This is a genomic window from Ruminococcus flavefaciens (genome assembly GCF_900119075.1).
Classification (GTDB): domain Bacteria; phylum Bacillota; class Clostridia; order Oscillospirales; family Ruminococcaceae; genus Ruminococcus; species Ruminococcus flavefaciens_Q.
Genome location: NZ_FPIP01000011.1, coordinates 86,731 through 106,974, shown reverse-complemented (window position 1 = coordinate 106,974; position 20,244 = coordinate 86,731). Strand labels below are relative to the sequence as shown.

The 20,244-nt window shown below is 44.1% G+C and carries 22 protein-coding genes; 20 read left to right on the top strand and 2 right to left on the bottom strand.

What is annotated here, in order from left to right:
* The first annotated feature begins 16 nt into the window (after window positions 1-16).
* The 6 genes from mnmG to serS all read left to right on the top strand — a co-directional run bounded on the left by mnmG (window position 17) and on the right by serS (window position 6,693).
* Window positions 17-1,906 carry a tRNA uridine-5-carboxymethylaminomethyl(34) synthesis enzyme MnmG gene (mnmG, locus tag BT105_RS13890; protein ID WP_177243997.1) on the top strand — a complete coding sequence of 630 codons (1,890 nt, stop codon included), beginning with the start codon at window positions 17-19 and terminating at the stop codon, window positions 1,904-1,906.
* Window positions 1,896-2,600 carry a 16S rRNA (guanine(527)-N(7))-methyltransferase RsmG gene (gene rsmG / locus BT105_RS13885; protein ID WP_072301288.1) on the top strand — a complete coding sequence of 235 codons (705 nt, stop codon included), beginning with the start codon at window positions 1,896-1,898 and terminating at the stop codon, window positions 2,598-2,600. Before mnmG ends, rsmG begins: the two co-directional genes overlap by 11 nt.
* A gap of 118 nt (window positions 2,601-2,718) precedes the next feature.
* Window positions 2,719-3,531, top strand: coding sequence for a ParB/RepB/Spo0J family partition protein (locus BT105_RS13880; protein WP_072301287.1), 813 nt, complete (start codon window positions 2,719-2,721; stop codon window positions 3,529-3,531).
* A gap of 153 nt (window positions 3,532-3,684) precedes the next feature.
* Window positions 3,685-4,512: a ParA family protein gene (locus BT105_RS13875; protein WP_028513959.1), complete on the top strand. Its 828-nt coding sequence runs from the start codon at window positions 3,685-3,687 to the stop codon at window positions 4,510-4,512.
* Window positions 4,513-4,528: 16 nt separating this feature from the next.
* A complete protein-coding gene (locus BT105_RS13870; RefSeq protein WP_072301286.1) occupies window positions 4,529-5,389 on the top strand; it encodes a ParB/RepB/Spo0J family partition protein in 861 nt (286 codons plus the stop codon).
* A gap of 11 nt (window positions 5,390-5,400) precedes the next feature.
* Complete coding sequence (gene serS, locus BT105_RS13865) at window positions 5,401-6,693, top strand: serine--tRNA ligase (RefSeq protein ID WP_072301285.1); 1,293 nt, start codon at window positions 5,401-5,403, stop codon at window positions 6,691-6,693.
* 90 nt (window positions 6,694-6,783) lie between these two features.
* Here the strand turns inward: serS and BT105_RS13860 are convergent, their stop codons facing one another.
* Window positions 6,784-6,882, bottom strand: coding sequence for a DUF3789 domain-containing protein (locus tag BT105_RS13860; RefSeq protein WP_072301284.1), 99 nt, complete (start codon window positions 6,880-6,882; stop codon window positions 6,784-6,786).
* 304 nt (window positions 6,883-7,186) lie between these two features.
* On the opposite strand from BT105_RS13860, the gene BT105_RS13855 reads away from it, so the two are divergent.
* The 14 genes from BT105_RS13855 (at window position 7,187) to BT105_RS13790 (ending at window position 19,128) form a co-directional block, all read left to right on the top strand.
* The gene (locus BT105_RS13855) at window positions 7,187-8,344 is read left to right on the top strand and encodes an FprA family A-type flavoprotein (RefSeq protein WP_072301283.1); all 1,158 of its coding nucleotides are present in this window, start codon (window positions 7,187-7,189) and stop codon (window positions 8,342-8,344) included.
* Window positions 8,345-8,365: 21 nt separating this feature from the next.
* On the top strand, window positions 8,366-8,569 hold the full coding sequence (locus tag BT105_RS13850; RefSeq protein WP_072301282.1) for a ferredoxin-thioredoxin reductase catalytic domain-containing protein: 204 nt from the start codon (window positions 8,366-8,368) through the stop codon (window positions 8,567-8,569).
* A 2-nt stretch (window positions 8,570-8,571) separates the two neighbouring features.
* Window positions 8,572-9,018, top strand: a complete 447-nt coding sequence (locus BT105_RS13845; protein WP_072301281.1) for a GNAT family N-acetyltransferase — start codon at window positions 8,572-8,574, stop codon at window positions 9,016-9,018.
* 18 nt (window positions 9,019-9,036) lie between these two features.
* Window positions 9,037-9,360 carry a thioredoxin gene (gene trxA / locus BT105_RS13840; protein WP_072301280.1) on the top strand — a complete coding sequence of 108 codons (324 nt, stop codon included), beginning with the start codon at window positions 9,037-9,039 and terminating at the stop codon, window positions 9,358-9,360.
* 184 nt (window positions 9,361-9,544) lie between these two features.
* Window positions 9,545-10,039, top strand: a complete 495-nt coding sequence (locus BT105_RS13835; RefSeq protein WP_072301279.1) for an RNA polymerase sigma factor — start codon at window positions 9,545-9,547, stop codon at window positions 10,037-10,039.
* Window positions 10,029-11,837: a hypothetical protein gene (locus BT105_RS13830; RefSeq protein WP_072301278.1), complete on the top strand. Its 1,809-nt coding sequence runs from the start codon at window positions 10,029-10,031 to the stop codon at window positions 11,835-11,837. The genes BT105_RS13835 and BT105_RS13830 overlap by 11 nt, the downstream gene beginning before the upstream one ends.
* Before the next feature lie 201 nt (window positions 11,838-12,038).
* On the top strand, window positions 12,039-12,785 hold the full coding sequence (locus BT105_RS13825; protein WP_072301277.1) for an exodeoxyribonuclease III: 747 nt from the start codon (window positions 12,039-12,041) through the stop codon (window positions 12,783-12,785).
* Between the two features lie 523 nt (window positions 12,786-13,308).
* On the top strand, window positions 13,309-14,499 hold the full coding sequence (locus BT105_RS13820) for a glycoside hydrolase family 5 protein (protein WP_242940132.1): 1,191 nt from the start codon (window positions 13,309-13,311) through the stop codon (window positions 14,497-14,499).
* Window positions 14,500-14,961: 462 nt separating this feature from the next.
* Complete coding sequence (locus BT105_RS13815) at window positions 14,962-15,429, top strand: DUF2975 domain-containing protein (protein ID WP_072301276.1); 468 nt, start codon at window positions 14,962-14,964, stop codon at window positions 15,427-15,429.
* Window positions 15,430-15,443: 14 nt separating this feature from the next.
* Window positions 15,444-15,650: a helix-turn-helix domain-containing protein gene (locus BT105_RS13810; protein WP_072301275.1), complete on the top strand. Its 207-nt coding sequence runs from the start codon at window positions 15,444-15,446 to the stop codon at window positions 15,648-15,650.
* Window positions 15,651-15,758: 108 nt separating this feature from the next.
* Window positions 15,759-16,058, top strand: a complete 300-nt coding sequence (locus tag BT105_RS13805; protein WP_072301274.1) for a hypothetical protein — start codon at window positions 15,759-15,761, stop codon at window positions 16,056-16,058.
* Entirely contained in the window at window positions 16,055-16,447 is a 393-nt protein-coding gene (locus BT105_RS13800) for a hypothetical protein (protein ID WP_072301273.1), read from the top strand. Before BT105_RS13805 ends, BT105_RS13800 begins: the two co-directional genes overlap by 4 nt.
* Window positions 16,444-17,958 (top strand): DUF4153 domain-containing protein, encoded by a 1,515-nt coding sequence (locus BT105_RS13795; protein WP_072301272.1) that lies wholly within the window; start codon window positions 16,444-16,446, stop codon window positions 17,956-17,958. The genes BT105_RS13800 and BT105_RS13795 overlap by 4 nt, the downstream gene beginning before the upstream one ends.
* Before the next feature lie 249 nt (window positions 17,959-18,207).
* A complete protein-coding gene (locus BT105_RS13790; RefSeq protein WP_072301271.1) occupies window positions 18,208-19,128 on the top strand; it encodes a glycosyltransferase family 2 protein in 921 nt (306 codons plus the stop codon).
* Window positions 19,129-19,615: 487 nt separating this feature from the next.
* Here BT105_RS13790 and BT105_RS13785 read toward each other — a convergent pair whose 3' ends face one another.
* Window positions 19,616-20,155, bottom strand: coding sequence for a hypothetical protein (locus BT105_RS13785; RefSeq protein ID WP_072301270.1), 540 nt, complete (start codon window positions 20,153-20,155; stop codon window positions 19,616-19,618).
* Window positions 20,156-20,244: the final 89 nt, after the last annotated feature.

The window sequence follows — 20,244 nt, the reverse complement described above, 5'->3', positions numbered from 1 at the left end:
ATAAGGAGTGAGAAATTTGACATATAAAATGGGTGAATTTGACGTGGCAGTTGTCGGCGCTGGTCATGCAGGTGTTGAGGCAGCTCTTGCTTCTGCAAGACTTGGCTGTAAAACAGTCATGTTTACAATATCACTGGATCAAATTGCAAATATGCCCTGCAACCCCTCAATCGGCGGAACTGCAAAGGGACATTTAGTGCGTGAAATAGACGCTTTGGGCGGAGAAATGGGCAAAGCTGCTGATAAATGCTTTATCCAGAGCCGTATGCTAAACCGCGGAAAAGGTCCTGCTGTTCACAGTTTACGAGCTCAGGAAGACCGTGTAAAGTACCACGAATACATGAAAAATGTCTGCGAAAATCAAAAAAATCTTTATGTGAAGCAGGCAGAAATCGCTGAAATAATAACTGAAGATAATAAAATCGTTGGCGTGAGAACTTCTCTCGGAGCTGAATATGCTGTGAAAGCAGTCATAATTGCTACCGGAACTTATCTCAAAGGCAAGATACACATTGGTGAAGTTTCATATGAAAGCGGTCCTGACTCAGCTTTGCCAAGCAAATATTTATCAAAAAGTCTTGCTGAAAATGGAGTTGAACTGCGCAGATTCAAGACGGGTACTCCCTGCCGTGTAAACAAAAGAAGTATTAATTTTGATATAATGGAAAGACAGGACGGTGATGAAAAAATCGTTCCATTCTCATTTGAAACAGAAACAGACGGACTTGAGAATAAAGTAAGCTGTTACATTACATATACAAACAGTAAAACTCATGAGGTGATACTTTCAAACCTTGACAGATCACCGTTATACTCGGGAAGAATAGAGGGAGTAGGTCCAAGATATTGTCCGTCAATCGAGGACAAGATTGTAAGATTTTCAGATAAACCACGACATCAGCTGTTTGTAGAACCAATGGGATTATCAACAGAAGAGTACTATTTACAGGGAATGTCGTCGTCGCTGCCTGAGGACGTACAGCTGGCATTTCTGCGAACAATAGACGGACTGGAGGACGTAGAGATCATGCGTCCTGCATATGCAATAGAGTATGACTGCTGCAATCCGAATCAGTTGCTCCCTACCCTCGAATTTAAGAATTTACAGGGACTTTACGGCGCAGGACAGTTCAACGGAAGCTCGGGATACGAGGAAGCTGCTGCTCAGGGAATCGTAGCAGGCATAAATGCAGCCCTTAAAATAAAGGAAAAAGAGCCTATGATACTGGACAGGGCAAGTTCTTACATAGGAACTCTGGTTGACGATCTTGTAACCAAGGGTTGTGCCGATCCATACAGAATGATGACCTCCCGAAGCGAGTACAGGCTTATTCTTCGTCAGGATAATGCCGACCAGAGATTGACTCCGATTGGCTATAAATTGGGACTTATCCCACTTGAACGATATGAAAAGCTGCTCGAAAAGGAGCGTCAGACTGCTCTTGAAATTGATCGTTTATCTAAATTAAATGTGTCTCCAACAGAGGAGCTTAACGAGTTTCTCGTAGAAAAAGGGACTTCCGCCCTTGGAACAGGCTGTAAAATGACTGATCTGATACGCCGTCCTCAGATTAATTATAACGATCTTGCTCAATTTGATCCTGACAGACCTGAGCTTGACTGGGAGGTTTGTGAGCAAGTAGAGCTTCAGATCAAGTACGAAGGCTATATTCAGAAGCAGCTCGCTCAGATAGATCAAATGAGAAAAATGGAGTCAAAGAAGCTCCCACCGGATCTGGATTATAGCCTGATTTACGGGCTTCGTCTTGAAGCTGTAGAGAAGCTAAATAAGATAAAGCCTCTTTCAATTGGTCAGGCTTCGCGTATTTCGGGAGTCTCCCCTGCCGATGTTTCCATGCTTGCAGTATGGCTCATGCATGAGAAAGGAGAGAAAAATGCTACCTGATTTTGAAATATCTTGCGAAAAATTTTCTCAGTGCGGTATTGAGCTTTCACGTGAAGCTTATGAAAAATTCGATATTTATGCGAAATTTCTCGTTGAATACAATAAAAAGGTGAATCTTACCGCTATCACGGAGCCGACGGAGATACTCTGCAAGCACTTTATCGACTCGGCTTGTTTGCTGAAATACGTTGATATAAAGCCTGAATCTACTCTTATTGACGTAGGTACTGGGGCAGGTTTTCCGTCAATTCCGCTGAAAATACTTCGTCCTGATATTAAGTTAACGCTACTTGACAGCCTTAACAAGCGGATTGATTTTCTTAAGCAGCTTTGCGATAAGCTTGATATCCATGCTGATTTTATTCACGGAAGAGCAGAGGACTTCTCGAAAATGCCTGAATATAGGGAACAGTTTGACTATTCCTGTGCTCGTGCAGTTGCAAATCTCAGCACACTGAGTGAGCTTTGCATACCTTTTGTAAAGGTCGGAGGTTCATTTATTTCCATGAAAGGTCCCAGTGAAGATGTTTCACGTGGAACAAATGCGATAGAGCTTTTAGGTGGTAAGATCGAAGATATTACCGATTATAGTCTTTTTGATGAGCAGCGTCGGATAATTACAGTTAAGAAAATATCGCAAACTCCGATAAAATACCCGAGAAATAGCGCTCAGATAAAGAAGAAAGAGCTTTGATTAAACTAAATAATGTCATTAAAACCGCAGTTTGCTCGAAAAACTGCGGTTTTTTTGTATGGAAAGTATTTCCCGATAGTGATATGATAAGTTTAGAAAATACTTCGGAGGTAATATCATGGCAGGATTTTTGAATTTTACTAAGGAAAAGCTTGTGAACAAAGTCGTAGAAATTAACATTGATGACATTGTACCAAACCCATATCAACCGAGAACGGATTTTACGGACGATATCACGTCACTTGCGGAGTCAATCGCGCAGAACGGTATTCTTCAGCCGCTTTCGGTACGTAAAAAAGATAATCACTATGAGCTTATTGCCGGTGAGCGCAGGCTTCGTGCGGCAAAAATGTGCCAATTCAGCGTTGTCCCGTGTATTGTACACGAGGTCAGTGACCGTCATTCGGCTGTACTTGCTCTTGTGGAGAACATTCAGCGTCAGGACTTGTCTTTCTTTGACGAGGCTTCGGCAATTGAAAAGTTGATAACTCATTATGGCATGACGCAGGAGGACGCTGCGGCGAAACTTGGTCGTGCTCAGAGTACCATTGCCAATAAGCTTAGATTGCTTCGGCTTACTGAAAAAGAACGTGAGTTTATAGTCAAGTACGGGCTTACCGAGCGTCATGCGCGAGCCTTGCTTCGTTTGGGCAGTTCTGAGGATAGGCTGTTCATTCTTGGCAAGATAATCAAAAGTAATCTGAACGTGGAGCGCTCTGAGAAGCTGATTGACGAGTTCATTGGCAGTCAGCGTGACAAGGTGAGCTATAAGAAGCGTTCGCTGGTGTTTCAGAATGTCAAGATGTTCGTCAACACAATTAATAAGGCTGTTGAGACTATGCAGGCGGCTGGAATCTCTGCGGATTCCCGAAAAATCCAGAACGAGGACTACATAGAATACCGTGTTCGTATACCGATTCAAAAGAAATAAACACTGAAATGTTTCACGTGAAACAAATTTTGAGGTGATTTTTGCACCACAATTGTTTCATGTGAAACATTTTTTATAAAAATCTTCGTTTCATATTTACATTGCGTGAAAAAAGTGGTATAATATTAAAAGTAAATCTGAAAGGAAGATAGTATGGGCAAAATAATTGCTGTTGCTAACCAGAAGGGCGGCGTCGGAAAGACTACAACGGTCATAAATATCGCTGCGTATCTCGGTTCAAGAGACTTCAAAGTCCTCTGTGTGGACGCAGATCCACAGGGTAATACGACCACAGGCTTCGGAATAAAGAAAAAGTCTGTCAGCGCTTCGACCTATGATGTTATCACAGGAAAGGCTCGTATTCAGGAGGCGACTGTTCAGACAGAGTTTCAGAACGTTTCAATAGTTCCTGCAACAGAGGCTCTGGCAGGCTGTGAAATAGAGCTTGCTGAGTATGAGAACAGAGTCAACAGACTGAAAATGCAGATACTGACCTGCAAGGACGACTTTGACTACATCTTTATAGACTGTCCGCCTGCTCTCGGAACAATAACTATCAACGGTCTCGTTGCCTGCGACAGCGTTATGGTACCTATGCTTGCGGAGTTCTACGCTCTTGAGGGACTATCACAGCTGGTGAACACTATTAAAATAGTTAAAAATAATTATAATCCGGCTCTTGAAATCGAGGGAATACTCTTCACAATGTTCGACGGCAGACTTAATGTTGCAAACGACGTTGTAGCAGAGGTCGAGAAATACTTCCCGGATAAGGTGTTCAAGACAAAGGTGCCGAGAAATGTTCGTATTTCCGAAGCTCCCAGCCACGGCAAGCCTGTGATGTACTATGATAAAGCGTCAAAGGGCTCGGAGTCCTATGAGCTTGTTTGCCATGAAATGCTTGGCGAACCCTTAGAGCTCCCGAAAAAGAAAAAGATCTTCTCTTTCAAAAAACATAAGAAAGGAAAACGTTCGTCTTGACGAATGAGGATAACATATGGCAAAAGGCGGTTTAGGCGCAGGCGGCGGACTTGATTCGCTTTTCATTGACAATACCAATGAGATACAGGTCAAGAAAACACTGCGCATATCTGAAATAGAGCCCAATCGCGACCAGCCCCGTAAGGCGTTCAGCGATGAGGCTATAACTGCTCTTGCGGATTCTATCCGCGAGCACGGAATGCTCCAGCCAATACTTGTCCGTCCTATCAGCACAGGCGGCTACCAGATAGTAGCAGGCGAGAGAAGATGGCGTGCGGCAAGAATGGCAGGGCTTGACGAAGTTCCCGTAAATATCCGCGAGCTCTCCGATCTGGAGACCATGCAGATAGCTATTATCGAGAACCTCCAGCGTGAAAATCTTAATCCCGTTGAAGAAGCGGCAGGCTATGCGGAGCTCATAGATAAGTACGGCATGACTCAGGAAAAAGTCGCAAAAATGGTTGGACGTTCACGTTCTGCTGTAGCAAATGCGGTGAGACTTCTCTCACTGCCCGAGAGAGTGCTTAAAATGCTTGAAAACGGCGATATCTCAGCAGGTCATGCAAGAGCGCTCCTTGGCTTTGAGGACGAGGAAATGCTTATTGCAACGGCTCTGAGAGCGGCTGACGGAGGACTTACAGTACGTCAGGTAGAAAAGGCTGCACAGAAATCAGCAGAGCACAGCGATGAAGCAGCTGCAAGTGCTTCAAATAAAAAAATTGACAATTATTTCAAGGAAATGGAGCTCTCACTTAACGAGCGCCTCGGCAGAAAGGTCAAGGTTGATTACGGTAAGAACAAGGGCGCACTGATACTTGAATTTTATGATAAAAATGACCTCGCAGCTTTGGCAGAAAAGCTTGCAAAAGAGGACTAAGGAGAATAAATATGATAGATATTAAATTAATAAGAACTAACCCTGAGCTTGTTAAGGAAAACATCAAGAAGAAGTTTCAGGACGACAAGCTCCCTCTCGTTGACAAGGTCATCGAGCTGGACAAGCAGTACAGAGAGACTAAGCTCGCCTGCGACAATCTGAGAAATACACGTAACGTAAAGAGCAAAGAGATCGGCGGTCTCATGAAGAACGGTCAGAAGGACGAGGCTGAAAAGGTAAAGGCTGAGGTCTCTGCAATGGGCAAGGAGCTCGAGGAGAAAGAGCAGCTGGAAGTAAAGCTCGAAGCTGATATCCGCGAGATAATGCTCGTTATCCCAAATATCATCGACGAGACAGTACCGATAGGCAAGGACGACACAGAGAACGTTGAAGTCGAGAAGTTCGGCGAACCTGCTGTTCCTGCATTTGAGGTTCCTTACCACGTTGATATCATGGAAAAGCTCAACGGTATCGACATCGACAGCGCACGTAAGACAAGCGGCAACGGCTTCTACTATCTCTGCGGAGACATTGCACAGCTCCAGAGCTGCATACTCTCTTACGCAAGAGACTTTATGATAGACAAGGGCTTCACATACTACATTCCTCCATTCATGATAAGAAGCAACGTCGTTACAGGCGTTATGAGCTTCGCTGAAATGGAAGGCATGATGTACAAGATCGAGGGCGAGGATCTTTACCTTATCGGTACTTCCGAGCACTCTATGATAGGCAAGTTCATCGACACTATCGTTCCTGAGGAGGAGCTTCCAAAGACTCTCACAAGCTATTCTCCATGCTTCCGTAAGGAGGTAGGCGCTCACGGTATCGAGGAGCGCGGAGTATACCGTATCCACCAGTTCGAGAAGCAGGAAATGGTCGTTGTATGTAAGCCCGAGGAGTCTATGGACTGGTTCCACAAGCTCTACAGCTATACAGTTGAGTTCTTCCGCACACTTGATATACCTGTACGTACTCTTGAGTGCTGCTCGGGAGACCTTGCAGACCTGAAGGTAAAGTCTATCGATGTTGAGGCATGGTCACCTCGTCAGAAGAAGTACTTCGAGGTAGGAAGCTGTTCAAACCTCGGCGACGCACAGGCTCGTCGTCTTGGTATCAGAGTAAAGGCTGCTGACGGCAGCAAGTACTTTGCACACACACTGAATAACACAGTTGTAGCACCTCCGAGAATGCTCATCGCATTCCTCGAGAACAACCTCAACGAGGACGGTTCTATCCGTATACCAAAGGCACTCCAGCCATATATGCGCAAGGATATCATCAAGGTACCTGAGAAGAAGTGAGTAGAAAATAGAAAGTAGTAAGTAGAAGGGCGGCATTATGCCGCCCTTTAATTTATGCATTTTACGGGCGTCGGAACGTCGCCCCTACAATTACATATGCCCGTCGCCCCACTTTGCCGCTGTACAGAGGCACATTGTTATTACGCCCATAGTTCCACCAAACATACTGCCGAATAGAAAACTTAACATAAAATTACTCCTTTACATGAATAGTATATGCCGGGAGCGGAGGCACTCCGCCCGCCAAATAGGCTTCCAATGAGAAAGTTAATCATTATTTTACGTCTTTATTTGAATAGCTTTTCTGATATTATTATGCGCAGAATAATTCGCTCTAATCAAATCCGCGCAGGAATATTATTTGTTTTGTGCGGCATAATAAAAGAAAAAACTTTAAATTTGTTGCAAATGCCACTATTCAATAATGCTTATTTATGTTATACTTAATAAGTAATACGGAATATCCGTAAATAATTGAAAAGAGGTATTACCAATGAATAAAATAACCAATGACATTTACTATATCGGAGTAAACGACCATGAGCTTGACCTCTTTGAGGGACAGTACGACGTGCCAAACGGCATGGCTTATAATTCATATATGATAGTTGACGACAAGATTGCTGTTTTTGATACAGTTGACGGCAATTTCACAGACCAGTGGCTCGGCAATATGGCTGAAGTCCTCGGTGACCGCAAGCCTGATTATCTTATCGTTCAGCACATGGAGCCCGACCACTCCGCAAACCTCAAGCACTTCATTGAAAAGTACCCGGAGGCTGCTATCGTAGGAAACTCCAAGACATTCGGCATGATAGACAATTTCTTCGAGGGACTCGCAATCGCAAACAAGCTCGAAGTCAAGGAAGGGGAGAAGCTCTCTCTCGGCAAGCACGAGCTTTCATTCGTGTTCGCACCTATGGTTCACTGGCCTGAGGTAATGTTCACATACGACAGCACAGACAAGGTACTGTTCTCGGCTGACGCATTCGGAAAGTTCGGCGCTCTTGATGTTGAGGAGGACTGGGCTTGCGAAGCTCGCCGCTATTACTTCGGTATCGTAGGCAAGTACGGTATGCAGGTGCAGGGCGTTCTGAAAAAGGCTGCTGCACTTGATATCCAGACTATCTGCCCTCTCCACGGACCTGTTCTCAAGGAGAATCTCGGCTACTATCTTGGACTTTACAACACATGGTCAAGCTACGGTGTTGAGTCCGAGGGCATATTTATCGCTTACACATCAGTTTACGGCAATACCAAGAAGGCTGCTGAGCTTCTCAAGGAAAAGCTCGAAGCAAAGGGCTGCCCTAAGGTTGCTATCGCAGACCTTGCAAGAGAGGATATGGCTGAGTCAGTTGAGGACGCATTCCGCTACGGAAAGCTTGTTATTGCTACAACGACATATAACGCAGATATATTCCCGTTCATGAAGCACTTCATTCTCGACCTTACCGAGAGAAACTACCAGAACCGTACTATCGGTATCATCGAGAACGGAAGCTGGGCAGCTACAGCTGCAAAGGTAATAAAGTCCATGTTTGAGAAGTCCAAGAACATCACATGGACAGATACTACAGTATCTATCAAGTCCACTGTAAAGGCTGAGAATATCGCTCAGATAGAAGCGCTTGCAGAGGAGCTTATGAAATAAAATCACGAGGAGGGACTGATTATGAAAATTACGCTCAATCCCGACAAAGAAGTAGTTGACAGAATAAAAGAGGGACTTAAAATGAAGGACGGCTACTGTCCGTGCAGACTTGCAAAAACTCCCGAAAACAAGTGTATGTGCAAGGAGTTCCGCGACCAGATAGCAGATCCGAATTTTGAGGGCTTCTGTCATTGTCTGCTCTATTATAAATCACTGGAAGACTGATTATGCTTACCATAAGCAAGGTATATAAGGACACTCCGCTTGCTCAGGAGCTTCTGCAATTCGTTGAGGAATGCTCATGGCATGAGGTAAAGGAGCATATCGCTGATATGCTCAGGTCGTGGGAGTTCACAGACTGGGAGTGTATGTTTGCCGCGGTTCAGGACGGAAAAATAGTGGGTATGGCTTCCATAATGAAAACGGACTATTACCCTCTGCCTGATATATACCCGTGGATATCCTGTATCTTCGTCACGGAGAGCGCAAGGGGACACCGTATCAGCGGACAGCTCATAGACTTCGCCAACGGATACGCGAGGGAGCTCGGCTTCACAAGGAGCTATATACCCACGGAATATACTGGACTTTATGAGAAGTACGGATATGAATATATCCATGACATAATCAATTACGGCGGCGAGACAGACCGCCTTTACGCAAAGGAACTTTAATAAACAGGAGGTAAAAACATGAGAGAAGTAGTTATCACAAAGGAAAACTTCCAGAGAGAAGTGCTTTTATACAAGGACACACCCGTGCTTCTTGATTTCTGGGCAATGTGGTGCTCACCGTGCATGAAAATGGGACCTATAGTGGAGCTGGTAGCCGACAAGTACGCAGACAGGATAAAGGTCGGCAAGGTCAACGTTGACGAGCAGCCCGAGCTTGCTTCGGCATTCAGAGTTGACAGCATACCGCTTCTTGTGGTATTAAAGGACGGACAGATAGTAAATCAGGCAGTAGGAATGCGCGGCGAAGAGGATATCGTAGCATTGTTCGAGAATGTAAAGTAATATGTAAGCAAAGCTCACCAATGAGAGTTGGTGAGCTTTATTTGTAGGGGCGCACACTGTGCGCCCGTCAGTGCGTATTATGCCTACAAGCTAACGGCTTAAATTTTGCGTAAATTGCACGGAAATCCGTTTCTGGATTGTATATATTAGTGAAGCGACGCTTCCGACGGAAAGGAGGAATACCATGAATGATAATTCAGCGCTGTATGCATTCAATAAATTCGGCGACACAGTTCTGCGGACCGCCTTTGCCATGACGGGAAATTATACCGAGGCAGAGGACATAACACAGGAGGTCTTTCTGGCACTCCATGCAAGACCGCAGGATTTTGAGTCCGATGAACACATGAAAGCATGGCTGCTTCGTTCAGCCATAAACCGCTGCAAAAACCTGAGAAAAAGCGCCCGTATGATGAAAAATTCTCCCCTTGACGAAGCTCTTGCAAGCACTCTTAGCTGCGAGTTTACGCCGAGAGACAACGAGATAAGAGAGATGATAGCAAAGCTCCCCGAAAAGTATTCATCGGTGATATTCCTCTATTATTTTGAGGAGTACACCGTAAAGGAGATAGCATCGCTTCTGGGAAAGAATGAAAATACGGTCAGCTCGCTTTTGCAGCGCGGAAGAAAGAAACTGAAAACAGAGCTTGAAAAGGAGGGCTATGTATATGAGAACTAATGATTATAACGACCTTCTTAAAAAGATAAAGTGTACAGATGATTTCCGCAGCCGTATGCAGCAGAAGCTCACATCAGCTCCCGCTGAGATGACAGAATATGCGGACAGCGTAAGCGGTACTGACGTTATCACGGCAAAGCACCGTTTCGGCAGAGCAGCAGCCCTTGCAGCGGCATTCGTCCTTGTCTGCGGAGCTGTTGGCGGCGGAGCATATTACCTTGCGCGTATCAACAACAAAACAGAAGAAAGTACAAATATAAATACAGAAGAGAAAGATTCCATATACAGCAGGCTGAAAGCAAATAAGGAGCTATTTTATGGTGACATGGTAATAAATAACGATTCAGAAGTAATATATCGCGGTACAAGACTTGATATTGAGCCTTTTATAAAATACATGGATCAATTTAATACGGAAAACGAGATAGAGAAAGAAGATTTCTATGAGAGCGGAAGAAGTATAACCATAGATTTCTACGGAAAAGAGAATGAAGAAGAATTTGCCGCTAAAATTGCGCAGGCAGCTGCCGACGAGACAATTAATAAGATAAGCCTTTACGATGAAGCAAGCTATAATTTTACGCTTTATAATAATGGCTGTTATACAATGACAGATAATGAATACAACAGAACCACATATCATTGTTTTACCGACGGAGAAAAGGTGTTCAATGATATTCTTGAAATGTATGCAGACGAGAATACTCTTGAAAGGCTCCACACAGTTACGAATAAGGAGCTTGAAAATGAGATAAACAACGGCTTTAAGAACAGCACATACGACAAGGCATACTACTATCCCGCAGGTGAAACCGATGGCATTAATTATAAAATAGTAGACAGAGAAGGCTTTGCAAACGAGCTCCGCCAGTATTCATGGGAAAGAGTTAATATATCTCATAATGATGTTAATCGCTATGATGTAGGATTCATTATAACTGAGGACGGCTATATGGAGTTTGACACGGGAAAAATTTTCAGACTGAAAGAAGACACATCTCTTGAAAGCTTCAAAAATGTTCTCGCTTCGCACCTTAAACTGAACGAGTTCGGCACAGACGCTTCAAAGGAAGATATACTGAATGCATTTCATGAAGGTTATAATGGCGGAAGAGCAAGATTCCGCGTAGACGACGGACAGTTCACAGAAGAAACAGAATGTACTTTAGAAAATTTTGAAAGTTTTAAAGATGAGATTTCGGAGCTCGAATGGGTGACCTGCGAGACCTCAAATCGTCAGATATATATGGATTTCTATGTTGCAGGCGCATTAATAAGCCGAAACGGTTATCTCTACCCTCAGAGCGGCGGTACACATCAGTGTGCATATAAGCTGAAAAATGAGAGCGATATCGAGAAGCTCTGCGAGATATGCGACAAGTATATCACGAAAAATACAAATGAAAATGCAAACGAAAATGATTCCATATACAGTAAGCTTACAGCTAATAAGGAAAATTACAGCGTTGACCTTGACGATGATATCAAAAAGAAAGATATTGATAAAGATATATTGTTTGAATATCTTGATAAATATGATATGACATCAGAAATAGGACCAAGCAGCTATACTTCAAGTGATAAAAAAATAACCGTCTTTTTCAGAAAGATAGGTGAAGAAAAGAAAGACTATTCTTACGTTGGAGCAACTGAAAGATATGATTATAAATTAGTGATATACGATACAGGTACATTTACATGGACGGAAAATGATAACGGCAAGGAAAAACTGACAATGCACCGTTTTGATGACGGCGGTAAAATATATCAGGATATTATTGATATTTTTGCTGACTGATAAGCGCGAGCCGTTACAGTTTGTTTCATAATGCATATTAAGTTTCTGGCGGATAATATCCGCCCCTACAAATTCTACTTTCTACTTTCTACTCACTACTTACTCAACTCCGATATTGCTATTTTTTACATTGTATGCTATAATATAAGAAAGTCTCCGCAGTCGGTATGGCTGCGGAGAAATTTTTTCGGAGGTATAACAATGAAGCTCATATCATGGAACGTCAACGGCTTTCGTGCTTGTCTGCAAAAGGGCTTTGAGGATTTCTTCAAGGCTGCGGACGCTGATATATTCTGCTTACAGGAAACAAAAATGCAGCCCGATCAGGCGGACTTCAAGCCCGAGGGCTACCACATATATTTTCACAGCGCCATAAAGAAGGGCTACTCGGGAACGGCTGTTTTCAGCAAGACCGAGCCAATAAACGTGACCTACGGCATCAACGGAACTCACCTCGACGAGGGGCGCGTCATTACCTGCGAGTATGAGGACTTCTACTTCGTGTGCTGTTATGTTCCCAATGCGCAGGACGGTCTCAAGCGTATCGACTACCGCATGGAGTTCGAGGACGACATGAGGGCTTATCTCTCGGAGCTTGACAAGAAAAAGCCCGTTATCTACTGCGGCGACCTCAATGTAGCTCATAACGAGATAGACCTGAAAAATCCCAAGACCAACCGCGGCAACGCAGGCTTCTCCGACGAGGAGCGCGGCAAGTTCACGGAACTTCTCGGCGCAGGCTTTGCGGATACCTTCCGCAGACTTTACCCCGAGACTGTTACTTATTCGTGGTGGTCTTACCGCTTCAAGGCTCGCGAGAAGAACGCAGGCTGGCGTATAGACTATTTCGTGGTGTCGGAGCGCCTTATGGAGCGCGTTAAGGACTCCGAGATACTGACAGACGTAATGGGCAGCGACCATTGCCCTGTAATGCTGACTATAGATTAGTAAATAGTAAGTAGTATTTCAGCGCTGTAGTTACTTCCTGACAATATGAACGGGATTCCAAAGGGACTGTGTTCCTTTGGCGAAGTGACTCCCCATAAGATGGGGAGATGTCCGAAGGACAGAGGGGACGTACCGGTAAGGTCAGAGGCAGCGCCTCTGGCGGGTTTGGGCAGAGCCCAAGAATCGAAGGCGCCTCGCAAAGGGTGAATCAAAAAACAGTCCGGTGGACTGTTTTTTGAGAGGGTGACTCCCTACAGTGTAGGGAGATGTCCGAAGGACAGAGGGTGCCGGACACGATTAGTGTCGCCTTGCAAGAGAAGGCGTTCCCTTAACGGGCGGATATTATCCGCCCCTACAGTGGGACGTCGAGGACGCCGTCCCCTACAAGCTAACGGTTGATTTTGCCATGGTCAAAAAAGCCGCTTTTTTATTGCATATAATCTCATTTGTGCCTATTTCAGTTGAAATGGGGCGTTTTTTTATGTTATAATCATTATAACATTATAGTAGAGGAGACCTATATATGAGAAAGATATATCATGGGGATTACAAGGTCTCAGCTGCGGATATTGCTGAAAAAATGGGAGCAGGCTGGAATTACGGAAACACTCTCGAAGCCAACTTCGACGGAGAGCCTAACGAGACAGTCTGGGGCAACCCGAAAGCTTCACAGGAAATGGTAAACGCTGTTGCGGACGCAGGTTTCGGCACAGTGCGCATACCTATTTCTTACCTTAACAAAATTGACGACAGCAACGGCTTCAAAATAGACACAGAATGGCTGGAGCGCATTGTCGAGGTAGTGGATTACTGCTACAACAGGGGACTTTTTGTTATTATCAATATCCACGGCGACGGCTACCATACTATCAATGGCAGCTGGCTTCTTTGCGACGGTGAAAATCAAAAATTTATCAAAGAAAAGTATGCGGCAGTGTGGCGGCAGATAGCCCAGCGCTTCGCTGATTACGACGAGCACCTCATCTTCGAGAACATGAACGAGGTCTTTGACGGCATATACCACGAGCCCGTACCCGAATACTATGAGAATATCAACGACTATGCTCAGATATTCGTGAATACTGTCCGCAGCACAGGTGGCAATAATACTCACCGCTGGCTGCTGGTTGCAGGCTGGAACACCGATATAAGCTATACCTGCGGCGGCTACGGTTTCCGACTTCCAGACGACAGCAGCAATACTGCCGATGAGAACAGGCTCATTCTGTCCGTTCACTGCTATGATCCGTGGGACTACTGCGGCGACGACAAGAAAAAGGTATACCTCTGGGGCGAAAAGGGACAGGAGATAATAAAGCTCAGTCACGCCGATCCATGCAATATGGCTGACTGGGGCGACGAGGATCACATCAGGGCTCAGTTCTCGCTTCTCAAGAGAAAGTACATAGACAAGGGAATCCCCGTTGTTATGGGCGAGTTCGGCTGCATAGACAGAACACACGAGGAGCTTCCCGACAGGATAGCCGAGAACCGCGCATACTACGACGGTTTTGTTGCAGGTACAGCGGCGCAGAACGGCATAACTCCCGTATACTGGGACAACGGCTACAACGGCAAGCACGGCTTCGGACTTTTTGACCGCAGGACTCTTACACAGACGCAGCCCGAGCTTATTGAAGCTATAGTCTGCGGCGTCAAGAACAAGGATCCCATGTCAGGACGAGAAGCCCTGATACACAGATATACTGTATAAATACAGGGGACGGCGTCCCGTAAAAAGCTCCCGATTAATCGCAATACTTATATAGAAGCTTATAGTTAATTATGGGGGAAACCTTTCTGAAGAAAGGTTCTTCCCCATACCCCTTTCCAAAGACTTTTATCTGGTTTTTTCTCAGATAGGGCGCTCCTGCATTTTGCAGGATTTTTTTATTTATGAAGCGCCCTATCTGAGAAAAAACAAAACGAAAGTTTTAGGGAGAGAGTTTGAGAGAAGCCCCTTTTTCAAAAGGGGTTCTCTCAATAATAATTATAAAACTTTTATATGAGTATCACGGTTAATCGGGAGCTTTTTTGTGCCTCCATGAGAAACAGAAAAAAATTATTGAAAAACGATAATTTTCTATTGACAAATGATATTTTATGTGATATACTATGATTACAGTAAGAAAAAAGTTTCGGAAATTGCAATTATTATAAAAAGGAGCTCGTGCTTATGTGGAACAAGGATAAATCACTGTTTTTATCGCGGATACTGACTGTTACGGCAGCCTTTGCAGCTGTTTTCATAGCATTCTTTATCCCGACTATGTCTGACTGGTATGTATACGAAATGGCTTCCGAAGCCGAGAGCATTTTCTCCCGTGATACCATGTTCGTTCCCATGTGTGTAACGCTTTATCTCTGCGATGGACTGGCACTTTTAGCACTGTGGAAGCTCCATGTGCTTCTGAGAAATATCAGCAGGGACGAGGTGTTCATACCGCAGAACACCGCTTGTCTCAGGTGGATATCATGGATATGCATGGGCGTGGGAGTAATTCTCATGGCATTCGGTCTGTGGAGCACTATATTTGCATTCTTCGGTATGTGCGCAGTAATGTTCGGACTGATAATGAGAGTTCTCAAAAATGTATTTGAAAAAGCAGTAGAAATAAAGTCGGAAAACGACTTTACGATATAATGGGGGTGTTTTTCATGCCGATCGTAGTAAATCTTGATGTAATGATGGCAAAGCGAAAGATATCCTCTCAGGACCTTGCAGAAAAGGTGGGTATCACTACCGCCAATCTTTCCATACTGAAAACGGGCAAGGCAAAGGCGGTTCGCTTCTCGACTCTGGAGAGGATATGCGACGAGCTTGACTGCCAGCCGGGAGATATACTGGAATTCAAACGTGAGTAAGCAAGCCGATAATAACGGATATGGGGGAGCAGAAGGAGCTTCTGCCGTACCGTGGCAAGCTCATAACCTATTATGCATATATTTATAATAAGTAAAGGTGGTGCTGTTATGAAAAAGGCAATGACTGTTAAGCGTGAACTCAAATACACATATGGCATAGATATTGCCCTGTGCGTGTTCAATTTCCTCATATGCACTGTGCTGTGTGCAGGGGGCAGTGAATGGCTCAATATCGCGGGAGTCGTCGCATTTGTCACAGCCCTGATACCCATAGGCTTCAGGCGGCTGTACTACAAGGACGAGACCAATCCAAAGTCCGTAGACAGGATAATGGCAGTATACAGGATAGTGCAGGCGCTGCTTATGATGTACGGTATCGACTATTTTCTCATAGCAGGTACGTTATGAAGATAAGCTGGAAAAGAACGCTTATCTGGACAGGAGCAAGCATAGTTATGTTTGCAATTCCAATCACCTTTGTTTTTGCACCATTTGCAGCAATGACAGCAGTATGTTATCTGTCTGCGTCAGTTGCTGAAACTATCAGCAAAAATGTCAAGCCGTACATACCCTATTCCATAGCGGCGGTATTGCAGGCGATAATAGTGACATTATGGCTCAGTTCGGATATAGATCCTGCCAAAAGCGACGGCTTTGAAGTCACAGGAGCGCTTACACTTATTGTAGTATATGATGTTTTTTTGCTTATAATGGCAGCAATAGTTTATTTTCGCGGCAGAAGCAGTGATAAAAAAGAATGTTCCTATATGGAACAAAACAAGGAGGAAACATTATGAACAACAACATTTACAACGGAGCGCAGACTCCCTATGTACCCCAGCCCGTAACGCCGAAGGTCAAGGAAAAGCCCGTATATTCCAAGGCTGAGACAGTTCTTTCGGTATTCGTATTTATAGCGGCTTTCTGCTTTGTGAGATACGTTGTGTTCCACGCAATGGGCTTTATCACAACGGGACTTTACATCGCTATTATTACCGCGGCAATAATCTACCTGAGAAAAAAAGAGTGCAAATTTTCAAAGTTCAACAAGGTGCTGACGGGAGTTCTCTATCTGTTTACCATAGTTTTCTCCATAACCGCCAATAACTTCATTAAGACTCTTGACGCGATATTCCTTTTCGGAGCGGGCGCGTATCTGGTATATTCCGTAGGCGCTGACAACAAGAACGTTGAGCGCTTCCTGCCCTTTGCCATATGCAAGGCTATATTCGAGTACCCCTTCTCCAATTTTGAGAAGCAGGCGACTATAACCTCGGATTCGCTGTCAAGCTCAAAGGCTGGTTCAAATGCAAAATACATCGTTATCGGACTTCTTATCACAGTACCGCTGACAGCTATAGTAGCGTCTCTGCTCATGTCAGCAGACGACGGCATGGACCGTATGCTGACGAATATATTTGACAGGATATTCCGTGAGGAGCTCTGGAATATTATTTTACAGCTCTGTCTGGCTATACCCTGCTCGCTGTATCTCTTCGGTATGTTCTACACAAATACTCATCTCAACGGACTTGCTACTCTTGACGAGAACCGCTGCAAGCAGTCTATGTACAATATGCGCTTTATAAGCAATCTCATCGTATACACAGCCGTAACTCCAATATGCATACTCTATGTGCTGTTCTTTATCTCGCAGGCGAGCTACTTCCTCTCCGCATTTGCAGGCAATCTTCCTGACGGCTATACCTATGCCGACTATGCAAGACAGGGCTTCTTTGAGCTCTTTGCAGTAGCTCTAATAAATCTCGGAGTGCTCTGCTTCATGAGTGTTTTCTCCAAGAAAGCAGGCAGGGAAAAGACAAAGACTCTCAAATTCTACAGCATTATCATCAGCGTATTCACAATAATACTCATAGCTACAGCCATGAGCAAAATGGTGATGTACATCGATAACTACGGACTCACAAAGCTGAGACTTTACACAAGCTGGTTTATGGTGCTTCTTGCACTGACCTTTGTAATGGTGATAATCAAGCAGTTCAAGTTCGATATGCAGTTCGCAAAGCACTTCTCCATAATGTTCACTGTTATGTTTGCAATCCTCTGCTTCTCGCGTCCCGAGGCTCTTATCGCAAGATACAACATCGAGATGTACAACTCGGGATACCTTGAAGAGCTTGACATACACGCAATACTGGAAATGTCAGACGACGCACTCCTTGTTGCTCTTGACGAGGGGGAGGTCACTGCCGATGAGGTAAACGACCATAAGAAAAAGCTCTATCAGCGCGACGACTTCGGCAGTTACAATATTCCTGCACTTATAGTAGACATTAAAACAGAATAATGACGAAAAGGGACGCTGTGCGTCCTTTTTTGTCGCCTTATATGTGTATTATTGACATAAAGATTGTAAGAAACGAGGTAAGGATATATGCAATACAAAGAAAAATAATACGAAATGCGATTTTTTCTTGAAATATAACCTATAGTTGATGTATAATACTATCAGAAGAGTGAAAAATGCTCCGTTAAGCACTTTGGAGCAGAACATCGCATATAAAGGGGAATTCCAAAAGGAGAATTCAGAAAAAACATGAAATGCAGTATTATTATCCCATATTCAGCTCAGTCAGACAGAACTATCCGATTATTTGATTCACTGGAGAAGCAGGATTTTGACGAAAGCGAATATGAGCTCATATTCGTGAACTGCGGTGATAATAACGAGCTCGAAAAATATATAAGCGAGCACGGCACAAAGGTCAGAACTATCTGTCTTAACGCGCCTGACGGAAAAGCAGGTCAGGCAAGGAATATCGGACTTGAAAAGGCAGAGGGAGAGCTTGTTATCTTCCTTAACGGCGACGAGATAGCCGCTGAGAACTTCGTATCGGGACATTACAACGGCTATAAGCAGGCTGGAAAGCCTGTTATGCAGTTTGGTCTCACAAAGCAGGTCTTTGAGGAAAATGACAGGTTTTACTATGAGATCAAGGAGCTTATCGGAAACGGTATCCGCTACTGGCTCACAGAGCCCGAGAGATACGGTCTGGACAAGCAGAAGAATTATTACTATATCAAGGATATACGCCTTGATATGCTTGAGCCATACAGCTATGACTTCGATAAGGTCAAGTATAAGATGATATTCACCAAGACCTCTAATCTCTCTATCCCTATGGAGTGCATAAAGCGCTGGGGCGGCTTTGAAGAGAGCTACCGCGGCGAGGAAGTGGATGACTGGGAGTTCGGCTACCGCATGATGAAAAACAACGTGGATATAGTGTATAATCCGCAGGTCGCAGTATTCCACCTCTATGAGAAAGAGAGATACGACAGCAGGCGTTTCAATGAATGGAAAAACAATCTTGATTCAATGCTGAAGAAGTACAACGACAGCTTTCTCAATAAGCTCTCGGAGTTCACAAGCTATTTTGATCCTGAGAGCAAATATGAGCCAAACAGGAATGTGTGGCTCGATACCTACAAGCACCTTGAAATGGGTGCAAGATAAAAATTGCAGGCTTCATGGGCTGTGATCCGTTCCCTTCCCTGTATTCGGAGTACAGCTCATAATAATAAAAACCCGATCCTCCTCTTTCGGGTTTATTTCTCCCTAAAACTCCGCGCAAGCGGAGTTTTTTCGTTGTGACGATGATTTTATGAAAAGCAAAAAAGGACTTGACTTATATACGATACAGTAGTAAAATAATTACAGCCATAGTCTGAACAAATGAAATGTAATATCAGAAGAGGAATTGGGTATGGATTATAAAAATCTCTTATCTGTATTTATTCCCTGTGATTTCATGGGGCATTTCAGGTTCAGGCTGTGGTAGATAAAAAAATCTTCAGATGTTGTGTCGCCTGCGGCGGCATTTTTTATTTATAAATATAAAAATGCCCTCTGAGTTTCCTCAAAGGGCATTTATCTTTAGCTTTAAAGGGAAAGCGCATTGTAACGTTTCTGGTGATGAAGCATTTTGCGACAGACGCGGAGCTTATTCAAATACTACGCCCCAACCTGCGCTGACCTTACGGTACAATCGCATTTTTTCCTTTTTCTTCTGCATTTTCAGCAGTGAGAATGCCAGTACGATGACCAGCAGAGTAAGTACAGCACCAATAATGACGCCGACAATAAGATTAGTCTTGAACATCAGCAGTGCCAATGCCACCCAGATGATAATTGCAGCTACAAGTATGATAGGCAGACAGAATGAAGCAAAGCTTCTGTTCTTTACCTTGATGTAGTGCTGGATATCTCTGATACTGAAGCACTCGTAATTACGAGCGATAAAGTTATCGGGCTGAGCCCATTTGCAGAATGCGGCAAGATTTTCAAACTTTGCCGTATAATCCTGATAATCGTGGAATTTTTCATTATACCTTGTGACGCGGTAGTAGACTATTACAGCCTGTCCCTGCTGCTCGGCGTCCATTACGTGGATAATAGTACCGATGTCAGCCTGACCTCTCATTGCCTTGGTCACAAGGAACTTTCGGTCTATCGCTTCATCAATATTAAGCAAATAATTCATAGCAATCCCTTTCCTTAACGCGGATTAATATATCGACACTGCGAATGAACGCAGAAAATGTCGTAAGATTTGATTTTTCGGAAAAAGTT

Bases quoted from the DNA above. Each gene is read 5' to 3' on its own strand.
- rsmG (WP_072301288.1), top strand. From the start codon at position 1,896: ATGCTACCTGATTTTGAAATATCTTGCGAAAAATTTTCTCAGTGCGGT.
- BT105_RS13880 (WP_072301287.1), top strand. From the start codon at position 2,719: ATGGCAGGATTTTTGAATTTTACTAAGGAAAAGCTTGTGAACAAAGTC.
- BT105_RS13875 (WP_028513959.1), top strand. From the start codon at position 3,685: ATGGGCAAAATAATTGCTGTTGCTAACCAGAAGGGCGGCGTCGGAAAG.
- BT105_RS13870 (WP_072301286.1), top strand. From the start codon at position 4,529: ATGGCAAAAGGCGGTTTAGGCGCAGGCGGCGGACTTGATTCGCTTTTC.
- serS (WP_072301285.1), top strand. From the start codon at position 5,401: ATGATAGATATTAAATTAATAAGAACTAACCCTGAGCTTGTTAAGGAA.
- BT105_RS13860 (WP_072301284.1), bottom strand. From the start codon at position 6,882: ATGTTAAGTTTTCTATTCGGCAGTATGTTTGGTGGAACTATGGGCGTA.
- BT105_RS13855 (WP_072301283.1), top strand. From the start codon at position 7,187: ATGAATAAAATAACCAATGACATTTACTATATCGGAGTAAACGACCAT.
- BT105_RS13850 (WP_072301282.1), top strand. From the start codon at position 8,366: ATGAAAATTACGCTCAATCCCGACAAAGAAGTAGTTGACAGAATAAAA.
- BT105_RS13845 (WP_072301281.1), top strand. From the start codon at position 8,572: ATGCTTACCATAAGCAAGGTATATAAGGACACTCCGCTTGCTCAGGAG.
- trxA (WP_072301280.1), top strand. From the start codon at position 9,037: ATGAGAGAAGTAGTTATCACAAAGGAAAACTTCCAGAGAGAAGTGCTT.
- BT105_RS13835 (WP_072301279.1), top strand. From the start codon at position 9,545: ATGAATGATAATTCAGCGCTGTATGCATTCAATAAATTCGGCGACACA.
- BT105_RS13830 (WP_072301278.1), top strand. From the start codon at position 10,029: ATGAGAACTAATGATTATAACGACCTTCTTAAAAAGATAAAGTGTACA.
- BT105_RS13825 (WP_072301277.1), top strand. From the start codon at position 12,039: ATGAAGCTCATATCATGGAACGTCAACGGCTTTCGTGCTTGTCTGCAA.
- BT105_RS13820 (WP_242940132.1), top strand. From the start codon at position 13,309: ATGAGAAAGATATATCATGGGGATTACAAGGTCTCAGCTGCGGATATT.
- BT105_RS13815 (WP_072301276.1), top strand. From the start codon at position 14,962: ATGTGGAACAAGGATAAATCACTGTTTTTATCGCGGATACTGACTGTT.
- BT105_RS13810 (WP_072301275.1), top strand. From the start codon at position 15,444: ATGCCGATCGTAGTAAATCTTGATGTAATGATGGCAAAGCGAAAGATA.
- BT105_RS13805 (WP_072301274.1), top strand. From the start codon at position 15,759: ATGAAAAAGGCAATGACTGTTAAGCGTGAACTCAAATACACATATGGC.
- BT105_RS13800 (WP_072301273.1), top strand. From the start codon at position 16,055: ATGAAGATAAGCTGGAAAAGAACGCTTATCTGGACAGGAGCAAGCATA.
- BT105_RS13795 (WP_072301272.1), top strand. From the start codon at position 16,444: ATGAACAACAACATTTACAACGGAGCGCAGACTCCCTATGTACCCCAG.
- BT105_RS13790 (WP_072301271.1), top strand. From the start codon at position 18,208: ATGAAATGCAGTATTATTATCCCATATTCAGCTCAGTCAGACAGAACT.
- BT105_RS13785 (WP_072301270.1), bottom strand. From the start codon at position 20,155: ATGAATTATTTGCTTAATATTGATGAAGCGATAGACCGAAAGTTCCTT.